The organism is Gordonia lacunae, from assembly GCF_002149015.1.
Lineage (GTDB): Bacteria > Actinomycetota > Actinomycetes > Mycobacteriales > Mycobacteriaceae > Gordonia > Gordonia lacunae.
Genome location: NZ_NGFO01000018.1, coordinates 18,438 through 34,359 on the forward strand (window position 1 = coordinate 18,438; position 15,922 = coordinate 34,359).

The following is a 15,922-nucleotide window of genomic DNA, read 5'->3' on the forward strand; positions in this document are numbered from 1 at the left end:
ACCCACCTAGGAGGCGCGATGACCATCACCGAGCCACACACGCAGCCGATGAGTTTCCGCGGCGATCTCGACGTTCCGCCGGGACTGCCGCGCGGTATCGACTTGGGACGAATTGCGAACAAGGACAAAGCGATCGCGATGTACGGTCGCGACCTGGTCGAGAAGCTGACCGACCACGCCCTGCTCGCCGACGACTATGCCTACGCGGCGATGCACGACTTCAAGGACAAATCCAACAATTCGACGTGGCGTACCTTCGACCAGGCCCTCGATCACGGGATCGACGCGATCGACGACCCCAGCCCCGGACTGATCGCGCTGTTCGATCAGCTCGACCACATACCCGACTGGGTCGATTTCGACCAGCTCTACCGCGGTGCGGTCGCTTTCTGGCGGGCCGGCCCGATCGTCCCGCCCGTCCTCGCCTGGGGTGCGATCGCCGGGGGCTTCTCCATGTACAGCGCAACCCGCCCGGTCCTGTTCAGCGGTCGACTCCGCGAGCAGGACAAGGTGGGGACCCGGCTCGTCGAGAGTTTCCGGTACGTGGTCGCCGCCTACACCCCCGGCGGGATGGCGCGTTTCGAGGAGGGCTTCCGCCTCACCGCGAAGGTCCGCATGATCCATGCCGCGGTTCGTCACAGTCTCGGGCGATCCGACCACTGGGACTGGGCCGGCTGGGGCATCCCCATCAACAACTTCGACAGCATGGTCACCCAGGCCGGCCAGTTCGGGGTGAAGTTCACCGATGCGGTCCAGTCCTCGGGAATCCGTTTCAGCGACCGGGAACTCGAGGACATCTTCGCCCTGAGCCGCTACGTGGGATACGTGATCGGCGTTCCCGAGGACATCCTGCACACGGATTACGAGGACGCTCGTCGCAAGACCGATCTGCACACGCTGGTCGAACTGCCACCGGACGAGCTCTGCCACGACGTCGTCCACTCGATCATCGAGTACAGCGTCGAGAACCCACCCGGCGACGTCGAGGTGCTACCGGGACCGGTGGCCAAGTTCATGACGAACGAACGTCGACTCAAGCTCGCATATGGGTTGTTGCACTCGTGGATCCCGCCGCACGTCATGGATGCTCTGGGAGTCGAGAAGACCGGTTGGCGGCACATCCTGCCGACGATCAGCCCGCTCGTCAACCTCGCCGATCGAGTCGGACGGGTGTTGCCACACGACGACGAGAAGGCCGCGTTCACCATGCTTCGCCAATTCAACGACGCGATCAAACTCCCCGACGGCGCGAACAAGGAGATGGCCGTGGCCAACCCCGACGAGGTCCACGCGGACATCGCCGCGAACAAGGGCGGAATGCCGGTGGTCGCGAAGAAGTGAGCAGCGAGTCGACAACCCCTCCCCTGGCGGGCACCCGGATCATCGAACTCGCCGGCATCGGCCCCGGCCCGTTCGCGGCGATGATGCTGGCGGACATGGGTGCCGAGGTCATCACCGTCGACCGACCCGGGGGCAACCCCTGGGCGGTCGGCGGTCACGGCATCCTGTTCCGGAGCCGGCGGCACATCGCCGTGGATCTCAAGTCCGAGGCGGGTGCATCGGTGGTGCGGCGCCTGTGTGCCGGCGCCGACGGTCTCATCGAGACGTTTCGACCCGGTGTCGCCGAACGCCTGGGGGTCGGGCCGGCGGACTGCCGGCCCCACAACCCGAACCTCGTGTACGGGCGCATGACCGGCTGGGGTCAGACCGGTCCGATGGCGTCGCTGCCCGGCCATGACATCAACTACATCGCACTCACCGGCGCCCTGCATCAGATCGGACGGAAGGCCGGGCCACCGGTTTCCGCCCCTCAACCTCGTCGGCGACTTCGGCGGCGGCGGAACCTTTCTCGCCGTCGGGATGCTCGCGGGCATCCTGTCCGCCCGCGCCGGGCACGGCGGACGGGTCGTCGACGCGGCGATGATCGACGGCGCCTCGGCCCTGATGGCGATGTTCCACTCATACCGGGCCGAGGGCAACTTCGTCGAGGAACGCGGGGCCAACCTGCTCGACACCGGCGCCTTCTTCTACGACGTCTACGAGACCCGCGACGGTAGGTGGGTGAGCATCGGCGCCATCGAGAATCAGTTCTGGGTGGAGCTCTGCGACGTCCTGGATCTACCCGAGGCGATGAAGCACGATCACCTCGACCCCACTAGGTGGGACGAGTACCGAAAGGCCCTGGGCGAACGGATCGCGCAGTCCGACCGGGACGAGCTCGACCGCGCATTTGCGGGCCGAAACACTTGCTATGCGCCGGTTCTGACGCTGTCCGAAACGGTGGAACACCCCCATCACCGCGCCCGGAAGACGTTCGTGACGGTCGACGACGCGGTGCAACCGGCTCCGGCCCCTCGCTTCGACGGCCACCCACCCACGGCTCCCCGTCCGCGTCGCGCGCCGGGCGCCGACACTGTCGAGGTGCTCGGTGAGACCGGCTTCTCCCCGACCGAGATCGAGTCCCTGCTCGCCGATGGAGTGATCGACTCGACCCCATGACCTCGGTGGTTGCCCGGTCGAATCTCTCCCGGGCAACCACCGATTCACCACTACCCCAGCAAGACTCGGCTCACAGACCCAGCGAACGGCCGACGATCTCTCGCATGATCTCGTTGGTGCCGCCGTAGATTCGCTGTACCCGCGCGTCCCGCCATCTCCGCGCGACGTCGTACTCCTCCATGTAGCCGTATCCGCCGTGCATCTGGAGGCAGGTGTCCAGCGCGCTGAACTCCAGCTCGGTGGTCCAGAACTTCGCGCCGGCCGCCTCGGCTGCGGTGAGTTCACCGGCGTTCTGCGCCTCGATGCACCGATCCACGAAGACCCGGGCGATTCCCACCTGCGTGGACAACTCGGCCAGGGTGAAGCGGTTCGCCTGGAAGCTCCCGATGGGTTGACCGAAGGCCTTGCGCTCCTTGCCGTAGGCGATGGCGGTCTCGACCGCGTACTCGGCCTGGGCGACCGCCACGACCGCCATCGACAACCGTTCCTGGGCAAGGTTGCCCATCATGTACCGAAGCCCTTTACCCGGTTCACCGAGCACATCCGATTCGGCGACGAGGACGTCCTCGAAGAACAACTCCGCGGTGTCCTGTGCCTTGCGGCCGATCTTCTGCAACTTGCGACCGCGTTGGAATCCGTCGTGGTCGGCGGACACGACGAACAGACCGAATCCACCGCCGTCGTCCTCGGGGATCCTGGCTGCGACGATGATCAGGTCGGCCTGGATACCGCGGGTGATGAAGGTCTTGGAACCGTTGAGACGCCAGCCACCGTCGACCCGGGTCGCAGAGGACTTGATCGCGCGCAGGTCCGAACCGGTACCCGGCTCGGACATGGCGATGGCGATCGCGGTCTCCCCGCTGACGATGCCGGGCAGCCAGCGGCCCTGCTGTTCCGGCGTCGCGATGTCCAGGAAGTACGGGAGCACGATGTCGTTGGTCAGCGAGAAGCCGTCCCCGACGGTCCCGGTCCGGACCACTTCCTCGTTCAGGACCGCATTGAATCGAAAGTCGCGTGATCCCGCGCCGCCGTACTGTTCCGGAGCCGCGAAGCCGACCAGCCCCTGATCGGCCGCCGCGGTCCAGAAGTCACGACTGACCTCACCGGCGTCCTCCCAGTCGGCCGTACGCGGTACGGCTTCCTTGGTCAGGAAGGACCGGACGGTGTCCCGGAACTGATCGTGCTCGGAGTCGAAAAGTGTTCTCTTCATGATGTCGTGTGCTCGTCAACCCTCAACGGAGGAGGGACTTGCCGATGATCTCCTTCATGATCTCGTTGGCGCCGCCGTAGATTCGCTGCACGCGCGCGTCGACATAGGCCTTGGCGATCGGGTACTCGGACATGAAGCCGTAGCCGCCGAACATCTGCAGACACCGGTCGACGACACGCCCCTGCACCTCACTGGCCGCGAGTTTCGCCATCGCGGCCCGGTCGGCGGTCAGGTCACCGGTCGTGTGCTGGAGCAGGCAGTCATCGACGAAAGAGCGGACGACCTGGGTCTGCACGTGAGCGTCGGCGAGTGTGAACCGGGTGTTCTGATTCGCCGCCAACGGTTTTCCGAATGCGGTTCTGGTGGTGACGTAGTCCCGCGCCAGCTCGACCGCTCGTGCCGCTGCAGCCGTGCTCGCCACCGCGATCGTCAGCCGCTCTTGCGGGAGGTTGGTGACAAGTGCACGGAAACCCCCACCTCGCTCGCCCAGCAGATTCTCCTTGGGGACCCGCGCGTCCTCGAAGAACAACTCGGCGGTGTCCTGTGCGTGCATGCCGATCTTCTCCAGATTGCGCCCCCGTGTGAAGCCCGGGGTGTCCCGTTCGACGACGAGCAGCGACAGACCTCCGTGTCGGTCACCGTCGCTGTCGGTCCGCGCGGCGACGATCACCAGATCGGCGTTGATCCCATTGGAGATGAACGTCTTCGAGCCGTTCAGCACGAAGTGGTCACCCTCCTCCTTCGCGGTCGTGGAGATGCCCGCTAGATCGGAACCCGTGCCCGGCTCGGTCATCGCGATGGCCGCGATGAGATCACCCGACGTCAGTCCGGGCAGCCAGCGCCGCTTCTGGTCAACGTCGGCGTAGCGCTCGAAATACGGGACGCAGATGTCGTTGTGGAGATTGACCCCGAACGACATCACCCCCGCGTCGGCGACTTCCTCGGCGATGACCGCGTTGAAGCGGAAGTCATCGGTGCCGCCGCCGCCGAACTCTTCGTCGACCGACATCCCGAGGAACCCGTGCGAGCCGGCCTTCTGGAAGAGTTCGCGAGGGATGCGCCCCTCCCTCTCCCAGGTCTCGTACCCCGGCACGACGTCGGTGTCGAGGAATCGGCGAAAGCTCTCCCGGAAGGTCTCGTGCTCGGGTTCGTACACACCTCGTGCATGTGCACGTGGACGATTCGCGGTGACTGTCATCTGTCTGTCCTGTCTGTCGATCGATCTGGAAGAGGAGGCCGTGGTGCTCCGCCATCGGCCGGAATGTGATTGACGCCACGTCTGAACACATTGTATGGTCTCGTGTATGCCAGAGTCCAGTTCCCCCCGCCTCGCCCCCGAGTGGAGCGGCGCTCCCGACGGCGCATTCCGGCCCGACGCCGACTTCACCGACGAGCAACTCGCGCTCGCACTCAGACACGCCAATCTCCCGATCTTGCTGGGCTCGTTGGCTCTACTGACCGGCGACGACCGCTGGATCGAGGATCCGTACCTGCCCACCGCTCCTCCCGATCTCGGCGACCACGACACCGGGGGATTCGAACCCGAACTCGCCGAACGTATTCGGCGGGAGGCGGCAGCAACTCTTCGCGCGTGGCGAGACGGCAGTCTCGAGGTTGCGGACGCACCCACGCCCGAGCGCCTGTCGCGCATCCTCTCGGTGATGTTGGCGGAGCAACTCCCGGACGATTACGGGCAACTCCTGGGCGAGGAGATGGGCTTGTATCGTCGGCACTCCACACCACAGGTCGCGGCACCCGAGAACTTCCGCGTCGCGATCGTCGGTGCGGGAATCTCCGGACTGGCAATGGCGATCCGCCTACAGCAGACCGGCATCGACTACGTACTCATCGACAAGAACGACGACGTCGGTGGCACGTGGCACGAGAACGTGTACCCGGGGTGCGGGGTAGACACCCCGAGCTACCTCTACGCGCTGTCCTTCGACCCGAACCCCGAGTGGTCCAGCTACTTCGCTCCACAGGACGAGCTCGCGGCCTACTGGCGAGCACTGGCCGAACGCCATGGCGTCCTGGCACGTACGCGATTCTCGACGGTGGTCGATCAGGCCGAGTTCGACCCGGCGACCGCCGGTTGGACACTCGACCTCAGATCGGTACGATCCGGCGATATCGAGAGCCTCTCTGCGACAGTCGTTGTCAGCGCGGTCGGACTCCTGAACCAGCCGAGCATCCCCGACCTGCCGGGGTTGTCCGACTTCGAGGGCCCGGTCTTGCACACGGCGCAGTGGGACCCGACGGTCGACCTCCGCGGCAAGCGAATCGCGGTGATCGGCACAGGTGCGAGCGCCATGCAGTTCGTTCCCGCCGCCGCCGAAGACGCGGCCGAGGTCCGGGTGTTCCAGCGAACACCCCAGTGGGCGATGCCCCATCCGCTCAAAGGTCAGCCGGTCGACGGCACAGCGCACTGGCTGAACAAACACGTGCCGTTCTACCTCGCGTGGTATCGCGCCCGCCTGTTCTGGCGGATGGGTGACAAGGTGTGGCGCCTCCTACAGGTCGACCGCGACTATCCCCACCTCGGGCGAGCGATCAACAAGGGAAACGACCGGCTACGCGCCATGCTGACCGCGTACATCGAGAGTGAGTTGGCCGACCGCCCAGATCTGCTCGAGAAGAGCCTGCCCGACTATCCACCGTACGGAAAACGGCTTCTCATCGATGCCGGTTGGTTCCGTACGCTTCGCCGCGAGAACGTCGATCTCGTCACCACCGGGATCGGCACGGTCACGACGAGCGGTGTTCGCACCCGGGACGGAGTCGATCACGCCGCCGACGTCCTGGTGCTCGCAACAGGATTCAAGTCGGTCGATGTTCTCGGGTCGCTCACCGTCCGAGGCCGCGACGGGCGGACACTCCGAGAGGTCTGGGGCGCCGACGACGGCCGGGCCCATCTCGGTATCACCGTGCCCGGATTCCCGAACTTCTTCTGCTTGTACGGCCCCAACACCAACACCGGTCACGGCGGCACGGTCATCGCCGGCACCGAGATGCAGATTCAGCACATCACGGCGCTGATCAGCGCGATGGTCGACGAGCGGTTCGACTCGATCGAGGTCCGTCCCGAGGCGTTCGACACCTACAACCGCGAACTCGACGCGGCCCTCGAGGACACGGTGTGGCACTTCGGCGGTACGACGACGTATTACCGCAACGCGCGAGGCCGAATCGTCACCAATAGCCCCTGGCGGTACGTCGACTACTGGCGTCGTGTCCACCAGCCCGACTTCTCCGAGTTCATCACCACGCGCGGAACCGTCACGACAGCGCAGGAGTCGTCTGGCGGCGCCGGACAACTCACCCACTGAGCCGGCCAGCCCGTACCCTCTCGTCCCATCGCAATCGAGGCAGAACACGATGACACACGCACCTCAGGCCCCGTCCGCACCTGTTGCCGCCCCGGGCATCTCCGCCACCACGCTGGTCGGGGCCTTCCAGGCCACGGCCGCGAGTCGGCCCGATTCCACCGCCCTGAGCGCCTTCGGCGAGGAGCGATCGCTCACCTGGTCCGAATACCGCACGGCGGTGGAAGAAGTTGCCACCGGTCTGGCGGCACTCGGTGTCAGACAAGGCGACACGGTCGCCGTCATGCTGCCGAACAGCCCCGAGTTCCACATCGTCGACATGGCCGTGTTGCACCTGGGCGCGACGCCGTTCTCGATCTATCTCACCTCGGCGCCAGATCAGATCAGCTACCTGTTCGACAACGCCGGGAACTCCGTCGTCGTCGCGGACTCCGCCTTCCTCGACGTCCTCCAACGCACCGCCGCGCCCGCCGTCAAGCACATCGTGGTGACGAACCCGGCCGGTGCATCGACCGTCCATGACAACGGACCCGCCACGCTCACCCCGCTCGATGAGCTACGTGTCCGCCGCGCCGCCGGCTTCGACTTCGAGAAAACCTGGCGTTCGGTGCGCGCCGACGATCTGGCCACGCTGATCTACACATCGGGCACCACGGGAGATCCGAAGGGCGTCGAGCTCACCCACGCCAACCTGATGTTCGTCATGTACACCTGTAACCAGCGTTTCCCGTTCGCCGTCGACGGCGCGGCCATCAGTTACCTGCCCACCGCGCACGCCGCAGATCGCGTGTTCTCGCACTACCTGGCGACCGTGACGGGGTGGCCCATCACCACCGTTCGTGATGCGACAACCGTTTTCGGCGCAGTCGCCGAGGCTCATCCGACCTGGTTCCTGGGCGTGCCGCGGATCTGGGAAAAACTCCGGGCAGGCCTGCTCGCGCGGTTCTCGGCGCTACCGGACGGTCCGCGCGATGCGACGTCGGCCGCGCTGGAGGCCGCGATCCGCCTGGTGCAGATCGAGCAACGCCGCGAATCGGTTCCGGCAGATCTACAGGACGCCGTCAGTGTCGCCGACGAACGCATCTTCGCCGACCTCCGCGCACAACTCGGACTGGACCGCGTCGCACTCCTCATGACCGGCGCGGCGCCGATCGCGCCGGCGGTGCACGAGTTCTTCCTCGCGCTCGGCCTGCCGCTTCAGGAGGGCTTCGGGATGTCCGAGACCGGCGCGCTGGGATTCACCAACGTGCCCGGCGACATCCGCGTCGGCAAGGTGGGCCTGGCTCAGCCGGGCACCGAGGCCAGGCTCGCCGACGACGGCGAGCTCCTGTTGCGCGGCCCACACGTGATGCGCGGCTACCGCAAGGCCCCCGCGAAGACAGCTGAGGCGATCGATGAGTTCGGCTGGTTGCACACCGGCGACATCGCGCAGATCGACGACGAGGGATGGGTCACGATCGTCGACCGCAAGAAGGAACTGATCATCAACGCTGCGGGCAAGAACATGTCCCCGGTCAACATCGAGGGGAAACTGAAGAGTGCCTCGCCCCTGATCGGTCAGGCGTGCGTCATCGGCGACCGCCGGCCCTACAACGTGGCGCTCATCGTCCTCGACCCTGATGCCGCCCGCACCTTCGCTGCCGCGCACGGCCTGACGGACGCCAGTCCTGCGGCACTCATCGACAATGCCGCGCTGCGAGACGAAGTCGACCAGGCAGTTGCCCGAGCGAACGAGCATCTCTCCCGTGTCGAACAGGTCAAATACCATCGACTCCTCGCCGACGAGTGGCTTCCGGACTCCGATGAGCTCACGCCGACGATGAAACTCAAGCGCCGTGGTGTGACGACCAAGTACGCCGAGATCATCGAGGACATCTATTCGTCCTCCGCCCGTTAGACATCGGTACGACAGAGTTCCGGAGCAGCACGATGGAGATACGCGTCGAAGCACAGACAGTCCGCGTCCTCGACCGAGACAATCTGCGGACCGTTGTCGTCAGTACTCGGGTCAGCGTGTCAGACACCTCGGAGAGACTGCGCCAGCGCGGGATCGGGTTCGTCGACGGAAGCGTTGCCTACGTCGACACGTGGTGGTTGCGGACTCTGAGCGACAACAGGCGGTGGCTCGACGAGGTCCGCGAGATGCTGTCGTTCGCGGAATGTCATGGGTGGTTCGACGGGGTCTATCTTCGCGCCCGACTCGACATCGATGCGGCACCGATCGTTCGTGCACGGGATACGTTACGAGCCACCGGGTGACCGGCGCGCAGTAGTAGGTGCGCGAGAGCAGTTCCGCCCACGCGAGAGCCGACGGCCGGCTCGAGGAAGCGGAGACGATCCGCAATCACGGCGCGGACGAGGTGGTGACGCGGGCCCTGGCGTCGAACAGCGATTCCGGGAGGCGGCAGGCGGTGGGGTCGAGCGGAGTCCTGGACTCCGCTCTGATCGGTTCCGCGCTGTACCCGTGTATCGCCGACGGCGGAATCCTCGCTTGTGTGCGGACCTTCGACGGCGCGCCGCCGGAACGGGGGATCCGGGTGCGCGAGGTGTAGGCGCGCGAACGTCTGCTCGACACCACGGGTCTCACCGAACTGACCGCACTCGCCGAGGAGGGCGTGTTCGATTTCCTCTATGTCGCAACCGATTAACCCCCGAAGACGCAACCGATGCGCACTGCATGATCGAGGACGTACCTGACACCGGTGACCCAGTCACCTGCATCCTCGGCGAGATGGGTGATAGCCCGGCCCACGTCCTCGGGCCGACCCAGACGCCCTTGATGCGTAGCGAAGACCTGGTGTGCATCGATGCCACCCGACGCCGCCTGGAAGGCCTCCATCAGCTTGTCCGACAATGCTGTTTCGACGAACACCGTTGCAACACAGTTCACTTGAATGTTCACCGAACTCGTCGACGGCCCTGCCGACCACCGATTTGTTCCGGAACGCTGTCACTTCGATCATGTTTTGCCAGTTGGCGCCTTCGCGCGATGGCCGCTGCCGGTCACCGAGTTCGGCATTCTGCTGGATAGTGCCCCCACGGCTCGATCGAACCGTCGGGGCACCGCTGCTCGCCCGTCAGGCGAGCAGCATGCCGATGGGATCGTGGTCTTCGAGCGCGGCACCGTACCGGTGAGCCATCGCTTCGACCACTTCCGACGGTTGCATCACCGTCGGTACACACATCCAGGCGAAGCCGTGCAGCGTGTGCAACCGATATTCGTACCAGGCGTTTTCGTCGTCGAGTCGCGGACCCCCATGTCCGGCAACCGCATCGAGGTAGTGTCGCAGCAGGTCGCGTTCACGGTTGCGCCGGTCTTCGATAGACAGCGCGGACCCCAGAAAATACGAGACGTCATGGGCCCAGGGGGCGAGGCAGGCGGTCTGCCAGTCCAAGAAGGCAGGAGCACTTCCGGGCACACGATACAGTTGCGCGAAGTGCGCATCACCGTGGTTGATGGTGTGGACGGCGGCGTCGTCGTGCTCCCACAGTCTGGCGAAACCTTCGCGCACTCGGGCATCATCGCGAAGGCCCGCCGACAGATCGGGAACTTCCGGTCGCTCGATCAGCGGGTGGAACACCTCGGGACTCAGCATCACGGTGAACGCATCGCGAGCGGCTTTCGCACCCACCGGAAGCCAGGCACGCTCGCCTTTGCTGCTCCCCCACAGTGCCGCGTGCCACCGCGCCTGGACCTCCAGCGTCGTCGCGATGTCGTCGACCGGCCACAGATCCGTCGCCTGGCCGAACTCGGCTCCGTGTGCTGTCAGGTCCTCCATGATGATGACGCCCTGATCGTGCTCGGTCGCCGAGTAGAAGCTCGCCGGCACCTCGGCGGCGAATCCCGGTGCCAGGTCACGATAGAAGTGACCCTCCAGCTCGTAGGCCGGCCCCAATCCGTAGGCACGACTCCGTTCGTCGAATCCCCCCTTGACGCACACCTGCGCCGGGATGTCGCGCTTGTTCGCGGCGAACTCGAGTGACGCGAAAACCTTCGTCGCCGACCCCCAGATGATCCGCGACACGTCGACCTTTGTCACGCGGACCTCTTCATCCGTCGTGGTCAGCACCGCACTGAACCACTCGGGGGTCAACTCGTCAACGGAATACGGGAGTTGGTCAGGACGGGCGTCTGTCTGAGTCATGAGGGGACCATACATAGTGTATGGATGTGGTGTCAATCACAGCATCGACCGTGGGCACGCAGCCGACCTGCGTAAGCGTCGACGGGCCGGCAACCGACTACCCGGCGCCGAGCCCCGACACCCGATCCGGGAACTCTGGCGCACGTTTGTCGAGAAAGGCCTGCACACCTTCCTGCACATCCGCCGAGAGACCCCGCCGGTAGAGGACCTCCGACTCGGCGCGGTGCGCCTCCTCGGGCCCCGACGCGCCGAGCGCTCCCCAGAGCAGCGATCGGGTGAGGGCCACCGAGACAGGCGCCGTTCCGGCGATCATCTCGTTCGCGACCGCCAGGGCGCGTTCCAGGACCTGTTCCGCGGGAACCACTTCGCGCACGAGACCGCGGTCGAGGGCTTCGGCCACCGGGACCATCCGACCGCCCAGCGTCCACTCCGCCGCTGTCGAGATCCCCACCACCCGTGGGAGAAACCACGTCGAACATGCTTCGGGGACCAGTCCGCGACGAGTGAACACAAAGCCGAATTTCGCCGTTTCCGAGGCAATCCGGACGTCAGCGGGGAGTGTCATGGTGACACCCACACCCGCCGCGGGTCCGTTGATGGCGGCGATGACCGGCTTCGTCGACCGGTAGATACGCAGGGACACCTGGCCGCCCGCATCGGCCGGCGCCGCACCGTCGTCGCCGGGTTCGTCCGGGAGGAACGTGTCGCCACCGTGCTCGAGATCGGCTCCCGCACAGAAGGCACGTCCGGTCCCCGTCAGCACGACCGCACGGACGTCGTCGTCGGCGTCGCAGGCATCGAACGCCTCGATGATCCCCACCCGGATGCTCTCGGTGAACGCGTTGAGCCGATGCGGACGGTTCAACCGTACGATCGCAATCGCACCAACTCGCTCGACCACCACCTCTTGTGACGCAACGGCCCCCGCGGTCATCGACCCGTCCATTCCGGCGCACGCTTCTCGGCGAAGGCGCGTGGCCCCTCCTTGGCATCGTCACTGGTGAACACCGTGCGGATCGCCGAGGAGTTGATCTTCCACGACTCGTCGTCCCATCCGCGTTGAGCTTTCGCCGTCTCGTGCATGACACGCTTGCTCTCGGAGACCGCGAGCGGCGCGTTGGCGGCGACCTCGGCGGCCAGGTCCACCGCGACCGCCAGGGCGGTGCCCGATGGCGCCACCGCGTTCACCAGCCCCAGTTCGTACGCGCGGGCGGCCGACACCGGCCGCCCGGTCAACGCGATCTCGGCGGCCACTTTCTGCGGGACCTGCCGATGAATCCGTAGGAGTCCACCGGCGCCGGCGATCAGCCCCCGCTTGACCTCCGGCAGACCCACCGAGGCTCCCTCGTCGATCACCGCGAGGTCGGCCGCCAGCATGATCTCGGTACCGCCACCGAGCGCGAAACCGTTGACAGCGGCGATCACCGGCTTGGGAACGTAGTGCCGCACGATTCCGGCGAAGTCCCATTCACGGTGGTCCGGGTCATCGATCCGGCGTCCTGCCGCGATCTCCTTGAGATCGGCACCGGCACAGAACGCGCGGCCCGCACCGGTGATCACGACGACGCGCACCGACGGGTCCTGTGCCGCCTCCTCGAGTGCTGCACCGGCTGCCGCCGACAGCTCGGCGTTGACCGCATTCAACGCATCGGGGCGGTTGAGCGTGATGATCGCGATGTGATCACGCACTTCGTAGCGGATCACGGACTCGGACGCCGCAGGGTCGCAGTCGGGTGCCATCGGTTCTCCTGTCATCGTGATCCGCGCTCGTCGACATGACGTCTCTCATCCCGACCGCCCGCATCCGCAATTAATCTTATGCTGTTAGATTAAGGCTGACAACCGCGACCCCGGCCACCCGGGCTCCGCACAGCACGAGAGGGGAACCATGGGCACGCGCGCAGACGACGGGGGTACCAGCGGTCTACTGGATCTGTTCCGAGTGGACGGGCGGGTTGCGATCGTGACCGGTGCGGGATCGGGACTCGGCGCCGGGTTCGCCCGCGCGCTGGCCGAGGCAGGTGCGGACGTCGTCCTGTCCGGCCGGCGACCGGGCCCGCTGCGACGAACCGCGGACGACATCCGCGCGCTCGGCCGACGTGCTCTCGAGATCCCCTCCGACGTCACCGATCCGGACCGATGCGAGGAGGTGGTGAGCGCTGCCATGGACGAGTTCGGCCGGGTCGACATCCTGGTCAACAACGCCGGGCTCACGCACACTGCCCCGGCCACACGTGAACTGGCGGAGGACTTTCGCGCGGTCCTCGACGTCAATCTGCTCGGAAGCTACTGGATGGCGAGGTCCTGTGCGAGGGTGATGCGTCCCGGTTCCAGCATCGTCAACGTCGCGAGCATGCTCGGCCTCGTCAAATCCGCTCTGCCACAGGCTGCTTACTCCTCGAGCAAGGCCGGCGTCGTCGGCCTCACCCGGGATCTGTCCAACCAGTGGTCGGGACGCAAGGGCATCCGGGTCAACGCGATCGCACCGGGTTTCGTCGAGACCGACATGATCGCGGAGATGTCCGACGATGCCCGCGCCGATTTCCTGCACGGGTGCTCGCTCGGGCGGATGGGCACCCAGCGCGAGATCGACGCCGCGATGCTCTTTCTCGCGAGCCCGGCGGCGTCGTACATCACCGGGTCGACCCTGGCCGTCGACGGCGGGACGTCCGGACACTGACGCTCCACCACCCCTGATCACCGCCCGGCAACGCCGGACACCCCCGCAATCAGCCCCAGCACCACAGGAGAACCAATGCAGACAGATCTCTTCGACGCCGACCACGAGCTGTTCCGGGATTCGGTGCGCGCATTCGTGACCCGGCACGTTGTCCCGAAGATGGAGAAATGGGACGCCGATCGCCTGATCGACCGCGAAACCTGGCGTGCGGCAGGAGCTCAGGGCATCCTCGGCCTGGCAGTGCCGCTCGAGTACGGCGGCCCCGGTGAGACCGACTACTGCTTCCGGGTCGCCATTCAGACCGAGATCGCCAGAGTGGGCGCGTCCGCACTGCAGTCCGGGTTCTCCACCAACGACGACATCGTGCTGAACTACCTGCTCCGCCACGCCGATGACGAGCAGAAGAAGCGCTGGGTGCCGGGATTCGTCACCGGCGACACCATCGGCGCGATCGCGATGACCGAGCCCGCCGCCGGCAGTGACCTACGCGCGATCACCACCACCGCACGACGGGACGGCGCCGACTGGGTGCTCAACGGTTCGAAGACCTTCATCACCAGCGGCATCCTCGCCGATCTCGTGATCGTCTTCGCCAAGACCGATGCGGATGCCGGCTCGCGTGGATTCAGTCTGTTCGTCGTCGAGGACGGGACACCGGGTTTCACGCGTGGCCGCAAACTCGACAAGGTCGGACTCCACGCCCAGGACACCGCCGAACTGTCGTTCGACGACGTACGCATACCCGCTACGAACCTCCTCGGTGAGGAGGGCGCCGGGTTCGCCTACCTGATGCAGAGCCTGCCCCTGGAGCGATTGGGAATCGGTATCGCCGCGCAGGTCTCGGCCGAGGCGGTCTTCGATTGGACCCTCGCTTACGTCAAGGAGCGCAAGGCCTTCGGCAAGCCGGTCGCCGAATTCCAGGGACTCGGATTCACCCTGGCCGAGCTGCGGACAGCCATCGAGGTGTCCCGGGCGTACATCGACCGCTGTGTGCGGGAGTACAACAAGGGCACGCTTACCGCGGTCGACGCGGCCAAGGCTAAACTATGGGCAACCGAACTGCAGGACAAGGTCATCGACGCGGGTGTGCAGCTCCACGGCGGGTACGGCTACATGATGGAGTACCCGGTGGCCAAGGCCTACATCGACGCACGCATCCAGCGGATCTACGGCGGGACCAACGAGATCATGAAGGAGATCATCCACCGCGATCTGATCCGGGGTCAGAGCTAGTAGGGCCAGTCCAGGTCGCCGGACTCGCCCACCACCGTGTCCGGCGACCCCCCTGTCGCGTTCCGCTGTTCAGCTCGACCGCGTTCAGCGCTTCAGCTCGGCCGCGGGCACCGCGCTCGGCAGGAATGCCGGAAGCACGAAGTCGCGCAGCATCTCCCGATGCTGAGGATCGTCCGGTCGGTCGAAATCGAGTCGGCCGACGAGGATGAACTGGACCAGAGCGATCCACTCGGCGATCTTCTCCTTGTCGAGATCTCGACGTATCTCCCCACGGTCCATCGCACGGTCGATGATCGGGTCCCACATCTCCGCGGTCAGTCGCGCGGCGAGACCCGAACTGCCGACCAGGGATTCGGCCATCTGCATGTGCTCCGGACTCACCAGGATGCGGATGAGCGGATCGCGACGGCCGCGCTCGACCAAGAAGATGAGCCCCTCCACGAGTTGCTCGGCGAACGTCTCGTGCTCGAGGAGGTACTTGCGGGCCTTGTCGAACAGTGTTCGCGACCGCCGTTCGATCAAGGCCGACATCAGGGCGTCGCGGTCCTTGAAATACCGGTACACCGTCGGGCGCGAGACCCCGGCCTCTTTGCCGATGTCGTCCATCGTCGTCTTCGCGACGCCGTACCGTTGGAACACGCGCTCCGCGGCGACCATGATCTGATTGCGGGCCTCGTCGACGTCCTCGCTGAGAACGTTGCCCGTCTTCCTGCGCGCCATGTCCACCTCCTCGTGGCGATGATACAAGATACAGATCTCGTTCTGTGTCCGCGGACCTGCAAATGCAGGACGGACGTGCCATCCTACGGACTGCTCCGCACGACGAGCAGAC

14 protein-coding genes and 1 pseudogene are annotated in these 15,922 nt (G+C 65.8%); 8 read left to right on the top strand and 7 right to left on the bottom strand.

The window, feature by feature from the left end:
* Positions 1 to 18: 18 nt before the first annotated feature.
* Positions 19 to 1,341, top strand: coding sequence for an oxygenase MpaB family protein (locus CA982_RS15850; protein ID WP_086536239.1), 1,323 nt, complete (start codon positions 19 to 21; stop codon positions 1,339 to 1,341).
* Positions 1,338 to 2,499, top strand: a pseudogene (locus CA982_RS15855) (CaiB/BaiF CoA transferase family protein). The gene CA982_RS15850 and the pseudogene CA982_RS15855 overlap by 4 nt, the downstream one beginning before the upstream one ends.
* A gap of 70 nt (positions 2,500 to 2,569) precedes the next feature.
* Here CA982_RS15855 and CA982_RS15860 read toward each other — a convergent pair.
* Both CA982_RS15860 and CA982_RS15865 read right to left on the bottom strand, forming a co-directional pair.
* The gene (locus CA982_RS15860) at positions 2,570 to 3,709 is read right to left on the bottom strand and encodes an acyl-CoA dehydrogenase family protein (RefSeq protein ID WP_086536240.1); all 1,140 of its coding nucleotides are present in this window, start codon (positions 3,707 to 3,709) and stop codon (positions 2,570 to 2,572) included.
* A 22-nt stretch (positions 3,710 to 3,731) separates the two neighbouring features.
* Complete coding sequence (locus CA982_RS15865) at positions 3,732 to 4,907, bottom strand: acyl-CoA dehydrogenase family protein (RefSeq protein WP_086536241.1); 1,176 nt, start codon at positions 4,905 to 4,907, stop codon at positions 3,732 to 3,734.
* 106 nt (positions 4,908 to 5,013) lie between these two features.
* On the opposite strand from CA982_RS15865, the gene CA982_RS15870 reads away from it, so the two are divergent.
* The 4 genes from CA982_RS15870 (at position 5,014) to CA982_RS26910 (ending at position 9,584) form a co-directional block, all read left to right on the top strand.
* Positions 5,014 to 7,035 (top strand): flavin-containing monooxygenase, encoded by a 2,022-nt coding sequence (locus CA982_RS15870; RefSeq protein ID WP_086536242.1) that lies wholly within the window; start codon positions 5,014 to 5,016, stop codon positions 7,033 to 7,035.
* A gap of 49 nt (positions 7,036 to 7,084) precedes the next feature.
* Entirely contained in the window at positions 7,085 to 8,929 is a 1,845-nt protein-coding gene (locus CA982_RS15875) for an AMP-dependent synthetase/ligase (protein WP_086536243.1), read from the top strand.
* Between the two features lie 116 nt (positions 8,930 to 9,045).
* On the top strand, positions 9,046 to 9,291 hold the full coding sequence (locus CA982_RS15880) for a hypothetical protein (protein WP_244176309.1): 246 nt from the start codon (positions 9,046 to 9,048) through the stop codon (positions 9,289 to 9,291).
* A 17-nt stretch (positions 9,292 to 9,308) separates the two neighbouring features.
* A complete protein-coding gene (locus tag CA982_RS26910; protein ID WP_244176311.1) occupies positions 9,309 to 9,584 on the top strand; it encodes a hypothetical protein in 276 nt (91 codons plus the stop codon).
* Positions 9,585 to 9,676: 92 nt separating this feature from the next.
* Here CA982_RS26910 and CA982_RS15890 read toward each other — a convergent pair whose 3' ends face one another.
* From CA982_RS15890 to CA982_RS15905, 4 genes are all read right to left on the bottom strand, one after another.
* The gene (locus CA982_RS15890) at positions 9,677 to 9,934 is read right to left on the bottom strand and encodes an SDR family oxidoreductase (RefSeq protein WP_244176312.1); all 258 of its coding nucleotides are present in this window, start codon (positions 9,932 to 9,934) and stop codon (positions 9,677 to 9,679) included.
* A gap of 175 nt (positions 9,935 to 10,109) precedes the next feature.
* Complete coding sequence (locus tag CA982_RS15895; RefSeq protein WP_086536303.1) at positions 10,110 to 11,177, bottom strand: oxidoreductase family protein; 1,068 nt, start codon at positions 11,175 to 11,177, stop codon at positions 10,110 to 10,112.
* Between the two features lie 97 nt (positions 11,178 to 11,274).
* Entirely contained in the window at positions 11,275 to 12,111 is an 837-nt protein-coding gene (locus tag CA982_RS15900; RefSeq protein ID WP_086536304.1) for an enoyl-CoA hydratase-related protein, read from the bottom strand.
* Positions 12,108 to 12,917 (bottom strand): crotonase/enoyl-CoA hydratase family protein, encoded by an 810-nt coding sequence (locus CA982_RS15905; RefSeq protein ID WP_086536245.1) that lies wholly within the window; start codon positions 12,915 to 12,917, stop codon positions 12,108 to 12,110. Before CA982_RS15905 ends, CA982_RS15900 begins: the two co-directional genes overlap by 4 nt.
* Before the next feature lie 148 nt (positions 12,918 to 13,065).
* Between CA982_RS15905 and CA982_RS15910 the strand changes: the two genes are divergently transcribed.
* Complete coding sequence (locus CA982_RS15910) at positions 13,066 to 13,857, top strand: SDR family NAD(P)-dependent oxidoreductase (protein WP_086536246.1); 792 nt, start codon at positions 13,066 to 13,068, stop codon at positions 13,855 to 13,857.
* 75 nt (positions 13,858 to 13,932) lie between these two features.
* Positions 13,933 to 15,090 carry an acyl-CoA dehydrogenase family protein gene (locus tag CA982_RS15915; RefSeq protein WP_086536247.1) on the top strand — a complete coding sequence of 386 codons (1,158 nt, stop codon included), beginning with the start codon at positions 13,933 to 13,935 and terminating at the stop codon, positions 15,088 to 15,090.
* An 84-nt stretch (positions 15,091 to 15,174) separates the two neighbouring features.
* On the opposite strand, the gene CA982_RS15920 is transcribed toward CA982_RS15915, so the two are convergent.
* Positions 15,175 to 15,810: a TetR/AcrR family transcriptional regulator gene (locus CA982_RS15920; protein ID WP_086536305.1), complete on the bottom strand. Its 636-nt coding sequence runs from the start codon at positions 15,808 to 15,810 to the stop codon at positions 15,175 to 15,177.
* Between the last annotated feature and the right edge of the window lie 112 nt (positions 15,811 to 15,922).

Coding starts and splice junctions, on each gene's coding strand:
- CA982_RS15850 (WP_086536239.1), top strand. CDS start 19: ATGACCATCACCGAGCCACACACGCAGCCGATGAGTTTCCGCGGCGAT.
- CA982_RS15860 (WP_086536240.1), bottom strand. CDS start 3,709: ATGAAGAGAACACTTTTCGACTCCGAGCACGATCAGTTCCGGGACACC.
- CA982_RS15865 (WP_086536241.1), bottom strand. CDS start 4,907: ATGACAGTCACCGCGAATCGTCCACGTGCACATGCACGAGGTGTGTAC.
- CA982_RS15870 (WP_086536242.1), top strand. CDS start 5,014: ATGCCAGAGTCCAGTTCCCCCCGCCTCGCCCCCGAGTGGAGCGGCGCT.
- CA982_RS15875 (WP_086536243.1), top strand. CDS start 7,085: ATGACACACGCACCTCAGGCCCCGTCCGCACCTGTTGCCGCCCCGGGC.
- CA982_RS15895 (WP_086536303.1), bottom strand. CDS start 11,177: ATGACTCAGACAGACGCCCGTCCTGACCAACTCCCGTATTCCGTTGAC.
- CA982_RS15900 (WP_086536304.1), bottom strand. CDS start 12,111: ATGACCGCGGGGGCCGTTGCGTCACAAGAGGTGGTGGTCGAGCGAGTT.
- CA982_RS15905 (WP_086536245.1), bottom strand. CDS start 12,917: ATGGCACCCGACTGCGACCCTGCGGCGTCCGAGTCCGTGATCCGCTAC.
- CA982_RS15910 (WP_086536246.1), top strand. CDS start 13,066: ATGGGCACGCGCGCAGACGACGGGGGTACCAGCGGTCTACTGGATCTG.
- CA982_RS15915 (WP_086536247.1), top strand. CDS start 13,933: ATGCAGACAGATCTCTTCGACGCCGACCACGAGCTGTTCCGGGATTCG.
- CA982_RS15920 (WP_086536305.1), bottom strand. CDS start 15,810: ATGGCGCGCAGGAAGACGGGCAACGTTCTCAGCGAGGACGTCGACGAG.